This window comes from Chitinivorax tropicus, assembly GCF_014202905.1.
In the GTDB taxonomy this organism is placed as follows: Bacteria; Pseudomonadota; Gammaproteobacteria; order Burkholderiales; family SCOH01; genus Chitinivorax; species Chitinivorax tropicus.
The window spans coordinates 52,913-65,742 of record NZ_JACHHY010000021.1 but is presented as its reverse complement, the minus strand read 5'-3'; the positions used below and the strand labels follow the sequence as shown (position 1 = coordinate 65,742).

Genomic DNA, 12,830 nt, shown 5'->3' with positions numbered 1-12,830 from the left:
CTTGAAATCAAGCCGACCCGTCATGGGCCGGCTGTTGTGGAGAATAGTGTCATGACCCATCCCATTGCCCAACGCACCACTTCTGAATGGCAGCAACTGGATGCCGCCCACCATATCCACCCTTTTTCCGACATGGGTGCGCTCAATCGATTGGGCAGCCGCGTCATCACCCGTGCGCAGGGTGTCTACCTGTGGGACTCGGATGGCAACAAGATCATTGATGGCATGGCGGGCCTGTGGTGTGTGAATGTCGGCTATGGCCGGCAGGAGCTGGCCGATGCCGCGTATCGGCAGATGCTGGAGCTGCCTTATTACAATACCTTTTTCAAAACCACCCACCCGCCGATCATCGAGTTGTCGAAACTGCTGTCGGAAATCGCGCCACCGGGCTTCGAGCATTTTTTCTACTGTAACTCTGGCTCAGAAGGCAATGACACCACGTTGCGCGTGGTCTACCAATACTGGGCGGCGATGGGCAAGCCAGGCAAGAAATACGTCATCTCGCGTAAAAATGGCTACCACGGCTCGACCATGGCAGGGGCCACCTTGGGCGGCATGGACTATATGCACGAACAGATGCCTTCCAAGGTCGAGCATATCGTCCATATCAACCAGCCCTATTGGTTTGGTGAAGGGGGCACTCTGACACCGGAAGCATTTGGCCGCCAATGCGCCGCCGAGCTGGAACAGAAGATCCTCGAACTGGGCGCGGACAATGTTGCCGCCTTCATTGGCGAGCCTTTCCAGGGCGCGGGTGGCGTGATTTTCCCACCGGAGAGCTACTGGCCGGAGATCCAGCGCATCTGTCGCCAATATGATGTCCTGCTGTGCGCGGACGAGGTGATCGGTGGTTTTGGCCGCACTGGTGAATGGTTCGCCCATCAGCATTTTGGCTTCGAGCCAGACACCATGACCTTGGCCAAAGGGCTGACCTCGGGTTACATCCCCATGGGCGCTGTCGCCATCCACAAGCGGATCGCTCAACCCCTGATCGACTGCGGCGACTTCAACCACGGCCTGACCTACTCTGGCCACCCGGTCGCTGCAGCGGTGGCCATGGCCAACCTGCGCATCTTGCGTGATGGTGGGGTGGTGGCTCAGGTCAAGACCGACACCGGGCCTTATTTCCAACAAAGCCTGCGGCAAGCCCTGGCAGACAACCCGCTGGTCGGGGAGATTGCAGGTCAGGGCCTGGTGGCGGGCATGCAGCTCACTGCCGACAAAGCCAGCCGCAAACGCTTTGCCAATGGCGGCGAAATCGGCCTGAAGTGCCGTGATTACTGCTTCAAAAACAACCTGATCATGCGGGCAACGGGTGATCGCATGCTGCTATCGCCCCCCTTGGTGATGACACGGAGCGAGATCGATGAGCTGGTCGACAAAGCCAAACATTGTCTGGCGTTGACCGCGAAGGACCTGGGCATGATGTAATGGCGGGTCGGCCATCGGCCCAAGTGACGGTGCCACGACAAGTGGCCCCGTCCATGATCAACTGACCGACCACAATCATCCATGGATTTCGACTTTCCCTACCTGCACCGCACTGGCTTCATGGGGGCGCCACTACAAGACGCCAGCAGACCCTTCGCCATAGCGGGCATCCCCTTCGACAGTGCCGTCACCAATCGCCCTGGCGCCCGCTTTGGGCCACAGGCCATTCGCCAGGCCAGCCAGATGCTGTGTGATGGCACCCACCCCTGGTTTGGGGTATCGCCGCTGGATCACCTGACCGATCTGGGCGACCTTTCCACGCCCAACACCTCGTTGAGCGATGCCCGCGCTGCGCTACAGCAAGCGATCCTGCCCCTGCTGCACCAATACCATATGGTATGGCTGGGTGGAGATCATTCCATCACCTTGAGCCTGCTGCGCGCCTATCGCCAACATGTCGGCCAGCCGTTGGCGTTGATCCATTTCGATGCGCATTGTGACACTTGGCAGAATCACTTCGGAGAGCCCTCCGGCCATGGCACCTGGACTTACGAAGCGCTACAGGAAGGGCTGGTCGTGCCCTCGGCCACGATCCAGATCGGCATCCGCTCTGCGGGTGAAAAAGCCGCCATCGACCATGTCAATGCGGTTGGGGGGCGTGTCTATACCGCCCGTGCGCTGCGCGGCCAGGAATCCGAAACCCAGCTGGCGCCGATGCTGGATGACATCCGCCAACGCATTCTGGCCGCAGGCAACCCACCCACCTACCTCACCCTGGACATCGACTGCCTCGACCCAGCCTTCGCACCCGGCACTGGCACCCCCGAGCCCGGCGGCTTGACCACCAATCAAGTCTTGTCCGTGCTGGAGGCACTGGTCGATCTCCCCCTGGTCGGCATGGATTGTGTCGAAGTCTGCCCACCTTACGACCACGCCTCACTCACCGCCAATGCCGCTGCGGTGTTTGTCTGGACCTACCTCTGCCAGCGGCTGGCAGCGCGGGCCCGATGAGCATGTTTCGACAAGACGATCAGCTCAATCATCGCTCGTATTACGAAGCCACCGCGCTGCGCGACGCCGCCAAGCCAGCCTTGCAAGGCCGGATCACCACCGACGTCTGCGTGGTGGGGGGTGGCCTGGCGGGGCTGTCTGCCGCACTGGAGCTGGCCCAGCGCGGCTACAGTGTGGCCTTGCTCGAAGCAAGGCGCATCGGCTGGGGTGCATCAGGCCGCAACGGAGGCCAGATCATCGCGGGCTACGCCTGCGACAACGACGTATTTGAGCAGGCACTTGGCGCTGAAGGCGCCCAGACCGCCTGGCAGATGTCGATCGAAGCCATTCAACTGATCCGGCAACGCATCGACACCTATCAGATCGATTGCGATTTCACCCCCGGCCACCTGACCGTCTCGACCCGGCCCAAAAAGACCGATGCGCTGCGAGCTGGTTTCGAGCTGCTGAGCCAGCGATACCATTACCCGCACCTCACCTTCATCGAGCCCGGACAGATACGCGACTGGATCGACAGCCCCCGCTACCATGCCGCCATCTTTGACAGCCAGAGCGGCCATCTGCACCCCCTGAAATACACCCTCGGCCTGGCCGCCGCCGCCGAGGGCCATGGGGTGCAGCTCTTCGAGCACAGCCCGGTCACGCACCTGCAAGGCGGTGAGCCTGCCACCATCTCGACCAGCCAAGGTGCAGTGCAGGCACGCTTTGTGGTGCTGGCCGGGAACGTCTATCTCGGCAAGCTGGCACCATCCATCGAGTCACGCATCATGCCGGTCGGCACCTACATCATCGCCACCGAGCCACTGACACCCGCCCAGGCCGACACACTGATCAAAGATCGGGTCGCCGTCTGTGACAACAATTTCGTGCTGGACTACTTCCGCACCACCCGCGACCACCGCATGCTGTTTGGTGGCCGGGTCAGTTATTCGACCCTCACCCCGGCCAATCTGCCCGAAGTAATGCGCGGCAACATGTTGCAGACCTTTCCCCAGTTGCACGACACGCCGGTGGCCTACTGCTGGGGCGGCTTTGTCGATATCTCCATGAACCGCGCCCCCGATTTCGGTCGCCTGACCCCAAACATCTATTATTTACAGGGTTTCTCCGGCCACGGGTTGGCAGTGGCCGGCCTGGCAGGGCGATTGGCCACCGAAGCCATTGCAGGACAGGCAGAGCGATTCGACCTGATGGCCCGCATCCGACACCGCCCCTTCCCTGGGGGCAAATTGCTCAGGACGCCGGCGTTGGTATTGGGCATGTGGTATTACGGGTTACGGGATAGGTTATGAGCCGCCTTCGCCCCCCGCCCATTACGGTGCAGTGCAATATTCGGTTTGCCCTGAAGCCGGGACGCACAGTAAAATGCCCGGTTCTTCCGGGCGTTGCGATCACATCTCCCACCCTGCATCCACACTGTTCACAGCCTGTTGCGTCAACCGGCTTGGCGTCATGCCGAGCACGCTGCGGCATATCGGCTTGGGTGGGCGTGCAAAAGACCATCGCAACGTTGATACAGCTTGCCCGCTGGCCGAGTACCGAGACAAAGGGTCTGGTACTTGGTTGGCAAACCGATTCAGGACATGTGATATGACCTTGTTGCAGACGCTTACTCAACGTTTCGAAGCCGCACTGGCCGCCGCAGGCGCCGCTGGTGCCCAGCCACTGGTGCAGCCCGCCGGCAAGCCAGAATTCGGCGACTATCAGGTCAATGGCGTCATGGCTGCGGCCAAACAGCTGAAGATGAACCCGCGCGAGCTGGCGCAAAAGGTCGTCGAGCACGCACAAGTGGCCGATCTGGTCGCCAAGATGGATATTGCCGGCCCAGGCTTCATCAATCTGCATCTGGCGCCAGAATTCCTTGCTCGACATGTCGAAACCGCCCTGCATGACACCCGACTGGGCGTCCCCGCACAAGCCAAGCGCAAGGTCATGGTGGAATACTCCTCGCCCAATGTGGCCAAGGAAATGCACGTCGGCCACCTGCGCTCCACCATCATCGGTGACGCCCTGGCACGCGTACAGGCATTCCTGGGTCACGAGGTGATCCGGGCCAACCATGTGGGCGACTGGGGCACCCAATTCGGCATGCTCACCGCCTACCTGCTGGAAGTCAGAGCAGGTGAGACAGACGAAGCCGCCATAGCCCTGAACGACCTCGAAGCCTTTTATCGCCAGGCCAAGAAACACTTCGATGAGGACGCCGCTTTTGCCAATCGTGCCCGCGAGTACGTTGTCAAGCTGCAATCCGGTGATGCCGAGGTCCTGGCCTTATGGCGCCAGTTCGTCGATATCTCGCTCTCACATTGCGAGGCAGTCTATCGCAAGCTCAATGTCCAGCTTTCCCGTGGCGATGTGCGGGGTGAAAGCACCTACAACGATGACCTGCCGGTCGTCGTCGATGATCTGCGCACCAAGGGCCTGCTGACCGAAGATCAGGGTGCTCAAGTGGTCTTTTTGGATGAATTCAAGAACAAAGAAGGCGACCCGCTCGCCTGCATCATCCAGAAGTCAGACGGTGGTTACCTCTATGCCACCACCGATCTGTCAGCAGTACGCTACCGTCATGGTACGCTGGGCCTCGATCGCGTGATGTATGTGGTGGATGCCAGACAGGGCCTGCACTTCCAGCAGATCTTCAGCCTTGCACGCAAGGCTGGTTATGCCCCAGAGAGCATGGTGCTGGAGCATGTCGCCTTTGGCACGATGATGGGCGAAGATGGCAAGCCATTCAAAACCCGCTCGGGTGACACCGTCAAGCTGATCGAGCTCTTGGATGAAGCCGAAGAGCGCGCTTTCCAACTGGTCACCGACAAAAATCCGGCACTGGATGAAACCACCCGCCGCCAAATCGCGACCAAGGTCGGCATCGGCTCAGTGAAATATGCCGATTTGTCCAAGCATCGCACGTCAGATTACGTGTTCAACTGGAAGACCATGCTTGCATTCGAAGGGAATACCGCCCCTTACCTGCAGTATGCCTATACCCGCGCCCGCAGCATCTTTGACAAAGGCGTCGCGCTGGATGCCCAAGCCGCCGTCAACCTGGTCGAGCCGGCAGAGCGCATACTGGCATTGCAGTTGGCACAATTCGCGGATGCCGTCTATACCGTTGCCAAAGACGCTGTGCCCCATTTGATGTGTTTGTATCTATACCAATTGGCAACCCAGTTCATGCGTTTTTACGAAGCATGCCCAGTATTGAAGAGCGAAGGTACGGTTCAACAAAGCCGTTTGAAATTATGTGACCTGACTGCCAGGACCTTGCAAGTCGGCCTGGACATGTTGGGCATCGAAGTCATGGAGACGATGTAAACCCTGTACCGATCTCTCCAGAGTGGGCGAGGCACGGCCTGCCCGGGCGTGATGCATACTTCTGACACCTACATCAGGCTGTCAGATATGCAAAACCAGCAGCATGGATCGGCAAGATGCCGTAAAATCCGCGCCCGGCCAGCAGGTCAATCGCTTGCTTGGCTGTAGTGAGATGCAATGCAGCATACCCACCAACGCACATGTATGCTGTAATTGCGCCTATCGGCGAGAGGGGATCAATACGTCGATCTGACAATGCGCCCAGGCTGGCGTCGGCCACATGCCGAAACCGCTTGGAACCAGGTGTTTCGGAAACCGAACGGGAGTGAATATCCATGAAAAAGCAACAATTTGCAGTCAAACTGGCCGCCGTGGTGATGGGGCTGTCCGTAGCCGGCGCATTTGCCGCTGGCAAGGTCAATGTATACAACTGGCAAGACTATATTGCCGACAACACCACCAAGGATTTCCAGAAAGAAACGGGTATCACCCCGAAGTACGACGTCTATGACAGCAACGAAACGCTGCAAGCCAAGTTGCTGACTGGCAAAAGCGGCTATGATGTTGTCCACCCTTCGATGGATTTCGCCGCCAAGCAAATCAAGTCAGGCATCTATCTGAAGCTCGACAAGACCAAGCTGCCCAACCTGGCCAACCTGAACCCGACCATGCTGGAGAAGCTGAAAGCAGCCGACCCGACCGGCGAATACCTACTGCCCTACATGTGGGGCACAGCAGCATTCGGCATCAACCTCGACAAAGTGAAAAAAGCACTGGGCAGCGAACCCATGCCCACCGACATGTGGGAGCTGATCTTCAACCCGAAATACACCTCGAAGCTGAAGAGCTGCGGCATTTCATTCATGGAAAGCGCGTCAGATGTGTACGCTATGTACAACATCTACAAAGGCCGTGACATGATGGACTTCTCAAAAGACGCACTGGAAGCCAACAACAAAGAACTGGCCGCCATCCGCAAAGACATCAAGGTATTCATCCAGGCGCCGATCGACCTGCTGGCCAACGGTGACGTATGCGTCGCCATGGGCTTCAACGGCGACGTATACATCGCACGCGATCGGGCCAAGGAAGCCAAAAAACCGCAGAATATCGAGTATGTTGTGCCCGAGAAAGGCACCCAGCTGTGGATCGACACCATGGCCATCCCGAAGGACTCCAAGAATGTGGCTGAAGCCCATCAATGGATCAACTTCATCATGAAGCCGGAGGTCGTGGCCGCCATCTCCAACAAGGTGAATTATGCCAACCCCAACGCCAAGGCAACCGCCTTGGTGGACAAAAAGCTCAAGGATGACTCCAAGATCTACCTGAGCGACGCGGCACTGTCCAAATTGCAACCCAAGAAACCGATGGATGCTGACACACAAAAGCGTGTCACGGCATACTTCAATAAATTCAAAACCAGCAAGTAATTGAAAACGGAGTCGGCGGGCCATGCCGCCGACTGTTTTTCTGGCGGCGCAGGCCATCCTGCAGACTGTTTAGGAGTAGCTCATTGTGGCGGTAGACAATGCTGCTGCCGGCAAAGCCGGTGGCAAACAGGCCTATCTGGAGATCCGTGGCGTTACCAAGCGATTTGGTGATTTTACCGCCGTGGATGATGTCGAATTACATATCCCTAGGAACGAGATTTTTGCCCTGCTGGGCAGCTCCGGCTCGGGAAAATCCACACTGCTCAGAATGCTGGCAGGCATGGACAAGCCCACGGAAGGCCGTCTGATTCTGGATGGACAGGACATAACCGATCTGCCGCCCTATGCCCGCCCCATCAACATGATGTTCCAGTCCTATGCGCTCTTCCCGCACATGACGGTCGAAGAGAATGTGGCATTTGGCCTGAAACAGGACAAACTCCCCAAGAGCGAAATCACCGAGCGCGTCAACCAGATGCTCGATCTCGTGCAGATGCGTAAATACGCCAAGCGCAAGCCCCACCAACTGTCAGGTGGCCAGCAACAGCGGGTTGCCCTGGCGCGCTCCTTGGCCAAGCGCCCCAAGCTGCTGCTGCTGGATGAGCCACTCGGCGCCCTGGACAAGAAGCTGCGGATGCAGACGCAGATCGAGCTGGTCAACGTGATTGAAAAAGTCGGCGTCACCTGCATCATGGTCACACACGACCAGGAAGAAGCGATGACCATGTCAAGCCGGATCGGCATCATGTCGGAAGGCAAATTGCTACAGGTCGGCGGACCACGCGATATCTACAATCATCCGAATTGCGTGTTCACGGCAGAGTTCATCGGCTCGACCAACACCATCGAAGGCAAATTGGTCGTGGATGAAGCCAGCCATATCGTGATCGAGGCACCCGAGCTGCACAACCGGATTTATGTCGATCATGGCATCACCGGCGCATTAGGTCAGACCCTCTGGTTCACCGTCAGACCCGAGCGCATTACGGTTTGCAGGGAACAACCAACCGCCGAATTCAACTGGTGTGCTGGAGAAGTGGCGGAAATCGCCTACCTGGGCAGCTACTCGATCTATCACATCCGCCTGCCCAGTGGCCGCGTTCTCATGGCCCATGTTCCCTCCACCCACTGGGGCGAAGCCGAGCCCCCCACCTGGGGCGACAAGGTATTCGTCAAGTGGGCCGACAACGCTGGCGTGGTGCTGACATCATGATCAAGGGACTTCTGATGCGCTGCCTGCCCAAAGGCAGAACATTGGTGACAGCAGTACCCTATGGCTGGTTACTGCTGTTTTTCCTATTGCCATTCTTTTTTGTACTGAAGATCAGCTTCACTGAGCCTGACATTGCGCAGCCACCTTACACACAGATCGTTCAGCAGGAAGAAAACAAAACCATCATCACACTGAATACGGGCAAATATCACACCATCCTGGATGAAGCCAAGGCCTTTGCCGAGACCAGCTGGAGTGAAGCCGCCAGCAACAGCCAGTACATCATCTCCTACTGGAACTCGCTGAAGCTGGCGCTGATCACCACCGTCTTGTGTCTGATCATCGGCTACCCGATTGCCTACAACATCGCCCGCAGTGATGAAGCAACCCGTAACACCCTGCTGATGCTGGTGATGTTGCCATTCTGGACCTCATTCCTGCTACGGGTCTATGCATGGATCGGCATCCTCAAGGACAACGGGGTCCTGAACAACATCCTGATGACCTTGGGCATCATCAACGAACCGATTCCATTGCTATACAACCAATTCTCCGTCATTGTCGGCATGGTATACAGCTACCTGCCCTTCATGATCCTGCCGCTGTTCTCACACCTGGTAAAGCTGGATGGTCGCCTGCTGGAGGCCGCTGCGGATCTGGGCGCCAAGCCATGGGACGCATTTTTCAAGATCACCTTGCCGCTTTCCAAAGGCGGCATGATTGCTGGCTCGATGATGGTATTCATCCCAGCTGTCGGTGAATACGTGATTCCAGAGCTGCTGGGCGGTGGCGAAGTATTGATGATCGGTAAACGGCTGATGGATGACTTTGGCGCCAACATGGACTGGCCACAAGCCTCCGCTGTGACCGTCATCATGATGATTCTGTTGATCGCGCCGATCATCTGGTTCCATCGATTTGAAGCCAAGCAAATGGAGGCCGGCAAATCATGAATGGCAAAAAGATGCCGCTGAGCAATAAACTCTATATGTTGCTCGGCTTTTTCTTCCTGTATGCGCCAATCATCAGCTTGGTGATCTACTCCTTCAACGAGTCCCGCCTGGTGACCGTATGGGGCGGCTTTTCATTGAAGTGGTATCAAGTACTGTTCAATGACGAGGCAGTCATTGCCGCAGCCAAACTCAGTTTCAAGATCGCATTCATGACCGCCAGCTTGGCTGTTGTGCTCGGCACCATAGCGGGCTTCGTACTGGCCCGTTTTGGTCGTTTCCGGGGCAGCAGCCTGTTTGCAGGCATGGTCACCGCGCCCATGGTGATGCCAGAGGTGATTGTAGGGCTATCGATGCTGCTGTTGTTTGTCGCCCTGCAAACCGCGATCGGCTGCGATGGCGAAGCAGCCGGCCTGCTGAAAACAGCGGGCTGCTACGCCTTTGGTGAACGCGGCATGGTCACCATCTGGATCGGCCATACCACGCTTTGCATGGCCTATGTTGCAGTGCTGGTGCAATCTCGGCTGCGCGAGATGGATCGCTCACTGGAAGATGCCGCCATGGACCTGGGTTGCCGTCCCTGGAAGGTATTCTTTGTCATCACCATCCCATTGATTTCCCAGGCATTGGTGTCAGGCTGGCTATTATCGTTCACGCTGTCCTTGGATGATTATGTACTGACTGCATTCCTGTCCGGCCCCGGCTCCACCACCCTACCCCAGTGGATTTTCTCCTCCATCCGGCTTGGGTTGACACCTGAGATCAATGCCCTGGCAACCATCATCATCGTATTCGTCACGGTCTTTGTGGTGATTTCCAACCGGCTGATGGTTTCCGCCCAAGCCAAACGGGACAAGGCTATCCAGCAGGCAGTTGCACAGGGCGGGCACTGATCGATTGACCAGAGCCAAGCCAGAACAAGCCAGCGGACAGCTGGCTTGTTCACTTGCGGATGGCCACACTCTGCTTACATCCCACGCATCACCAAGCTGATCACCTCATCAGTGCTCGCCGCTTTGCCAATGATTTGGCAGACATGAACACCATCCGCCTTTGAGCACATCACCAACGCCCGCACTATCCAATCCATCTTTATTGCTGCGCCCACCACGTAATCAGCTCAATACACCTTGAGTGGCCGTACGCCTGATTACCAATGCCATTACCGCCTCTTAAGCACTGACAACCACCCCGACCAGACTAGGCCGTTTCAAGGCATCACCCAGAACAAGCCGCAACATGGCTACCTCCGCCAACAACCACACACCGCAAATGAGGGCGCTTGCTACCGGCCACGCGCTGCCAGTAAACAGGCAACAGCCTATGTAGCAGCTTGGTGTATGACCAAACTATGGCCTGACCCACCTGATCAGATTGAACAATTCGTTGCCGCCGTTGTGATACCTCCCTCAACCATCGCCAGGCAAGATAACCAACTCGCACCCCGCAATAGACTGCTCCGACCGTCAAGACCAATGCGCTGACGCAGATCAACCCCATCAGCAACCCATCGGCCTTTGGGTGTTGCATGACTTCCAGCCAAGCCGGGCTCAGGTCATGGACAACCATCAACAGGAAGCCACCAATCAATCCGTGAATCACACCATCCAACCTGGCATACCTCCCATCATTAAGTGGCAAGACAGATTGCTGATCAGACTGGATACGATAGGTCATCACTTCCCCCTTCGGCATTAAGCTGTCAATATCAACAGTATACTGTATTTTATTTCAGGCATCAACATCAATGGGCGACACATCTCTGATCTAAAAGGAAAGATCAGCGCTCGACGAGATCTGGCGCGGGCTGCGGATCACTCACTCACGGAATATCACCTATCAGCCAGGCACCTCAAAGAGGCGTACCACTGTCGATCACCAGGACGGGTTGTGCGAAAAAATGGAAGGAATGTTTAGGCTAGATGAGCCGGGCAGGGCCGGCATGCAGCCCCGACCACTTGCCGTGGTAGACGGATATGGGATCAGCACTCAGCAGAAGTGCCTGCGGCAAAGCTGGGCATGTGAGCAACACCACCCAGCCCACCCACACGATTACTACTCGCCCTCCCAACCCGTTTTGGTAAAGGCGGCATTTTCGAAACGAGAGAATTGGCCGAGGAAGGTCAATGGCACGCTCCCGGTCGGGCCATTACGGTGCTTGCTGATGATTGCCTCAGCCTTGCCTTTCAATTCTTCCTTATCTCGGAAGTAGTACTCTTCACGGAACATGAAGATGATGATGTCTGCATCTTGTTCGATTGCGCCAGATTCACGCAAATCGGACATCATCGGACGCTTGTCCGGGCGGCTTTCCACATTTCGTGACAGCTGAGACAGCGCGACCACCGGCACTTTCAGCTCTTTGGCCAAGCTTTTCAACGATCGTGATATCTCGCCCACCTCTGTTGCACGGTTCTGATCACGCCCACCACTGCTGTTACCTGCCATCAGTTGGATATAGTCAATCACGATCAAGCCAAGCTGGCCATGCTGGCGTGCCAAGCGACGGCACCGTGCCCGAACCTCCAATGCGGACAGGCCCGCCGATTCATCAATATAGATAGGCGCCTCGGACAGTTTACCGACGGCATAGGTCAGCTTCTGCCAGTCTTCATCCTCCAATCGGCCAGTCTTGATTTTATGCTGATCAAGCTTACCAACAGAGCCGATCATCCGCATGACCAGCTGCGCACCACCCATTTCCATACTGAAAATCGCCACAGGAAAACCAGTGCTGATCGCAACATTCTCAGCAACATTGATGGAAAATGCCGTCTTCCCCATAGAAGGCCGACCCGCAACAATGATCAGATCACCACGCTGCAACCCTGAAGTCATATTGTCCAGATCGACAAAACCAGATGGGATGCCGGTGATGTCATTTGGATTGTCACGGTTATAGAGCGTATCAATCCGCTCGACCACCTCCGACACCAATTGCGGCATGGTCAGAAAGTCCTGCCGCCCTTTGGCGCTGCTTTCTGCAATCTCAAAGACCTTGGCCTCCGCCTGGTCAAGCAGATCCGCCGCATCGCGGCCATTTGGGTTATAGGCCGAATCGGCAATCTCGGTGCCGACTTCAACCAATTTGCGCATGATCGAACGCTCTCGCACAATATGGGCGTATCGACCGATATTTGCGGCGCTAGGCGTGTTCTGAGCCAAGCTGGCCAAATACGCCAGCCCACCTACCTCCTGCAGCTCATTGGATTTTTCCAATGACTCGGCCACGGTCACCACATCGGCAGGCTGCCCCAGCTCAAGCAATTTGAACACATGCTTGAAGATCAATCGATGATCGTGGCGATAAAAATCAACCTCGGATATCTGGCCGGCGACATTGTCCCAAGCTTTGTTGTCCAGCAATAAACCGCCCAACACGGACTGCTCAGCCTCAACCGAATGAGGCGGCAGCTTGATCATCTGCAATTCACGGTCTTCTGAAACCAAATCGAAAGTGGACATAGCGCATCACGA

General features: G+C 56.8%; 9 protein-coding genes. 8 read left to right on the top strand and 1 reads right to left on the bottom strand.

Translation table 11 applies throughout. The annotated features are described in order from the left end of the window. The first annotated feature begins 51 nt into the window (after positions 1–51). The 8 genes from HNQ59_RS15585 (at position 52) to HNQ59_RS15550 (ending at position 10,246) form a co-directional block, all read left to right on the top strand. Positions 52–1,431, top strand: coding sequence for an aspartate aminotransferase family protein (locus HNQ59_RS15585; RefSeq protein WP_184041322.1), 1,380 nt, complete (start codon positions 52–54; stop codon positions 1,429–1,431). An 81-nt stretch (positions 1,432–1,512) separates the two neighbouring features. Next, complete coding sequence (speB, locus tag HNQ59_RS15580) at positions 1,513–2,442, top strand: agmatinase (RefSeq protein ID WP_184041321.1); 930 nt, start codon at positions 1,513–1,515, stop codon at positions 2,440–2,442. Beyond that, on the top strand, positions 2,439–3,734 hold the full coding sequence (locus tag HNQ59_RS15575) for an NAD(P)/FAD-dependent oxidoreductase (RefSeq protein WP_184041320.1): 1,296 nt from the start codon (positions 2,439–2,441) through the stop codon (positions 3,732–3,734). The genes speB and HNQ59_RS15575 overlap by 4 nt, the downstream gene beginning before the upstream one ends. Before the next feature lie 298 nt (positions 3,735–4,032). Beyond that, the gene (gene argS, locus HNQ59_RS15570) at positions 4,033–5,757 is read left to right on the top strand and encodes an arginine--tRNA ligase (RefSeq protein WP_184041343.1); all 1,725 of its coding nucleotides are present in this window, start codon (positions 4,033–4,035) and stop codon (positions 5,755–5,757) included. A gap of 335 nt (positions 5,758–6,092) precedes the next feature. After that, positions 6,093–7,190, top strand: a complete 1,098-nt coding sequence (locus tag HNQ59_RS15565; RefSeq protein WP_184041319.1) for an extracellular solute-binding protein — start codon at positions 6,093–6,095, stop codon at positions 7,188–7,190. Positions 7,191–7,275: 85 nt separating this feature from the next. Continuing rightward, positions 7,276–8,403: a polyamine ABC transporter ATP-binding protein gene (locus HNQ59_RS15560; protein ID WP_184041318.1), complete on the top strand. Its 1,128-nt coding sequence runs from the start codon at positions 7,276–7,278 to the stop codon at positions 8,401–8,403. Further along, positions 8,400–9,356, top strand: a complete 957-nt coding sequence (locus HNQ59_RS15555; RefSeq protein WP_184041317.1) for an ABC transporter permease subunit — start codon at positions 8,400–8,402, stop codon at positions 9,354–9,356. Before HNQ59_RS15560 ends, HNQ59_RS15555 begins: the two co-directional genes overlap by 4 nt. Beyond that, positions 9,353–10,246 (top strand): ABC transporter permease subunit, encoded by an 894-nt coding sequence (locus HNQ59_RS15550; RefSeq protein WP_184041316.1) that lies wholly within the window; start codon positions 9,353–9,355, stop codon positions 10,244–10,246. Before HNQ59_RS15555 ends, HNQ59_RS15550 begins: the two co-directional genes overlap by 4 nt. A 1,162-nt stretch (positions 10,247–11,408) precedes the next feature. On the opposite strand, the gene dnaB is transcribed toward HNQ59_RS15550, so the two are convergent. Then, on the bottom strand, positions 11,409–12,818 hold the full coding sequence (gene dnaB / locus HNQ59_RS15545; RefSeq protein ID WP_184041315.1) for a replicative DNA helicase: 1,410 nt from the start codon (positions 12,816–12,818) through the stop codon (positions 11,409–11,411). Positions 12,819–12,830 lie beyond the last annotated feature (12 nt).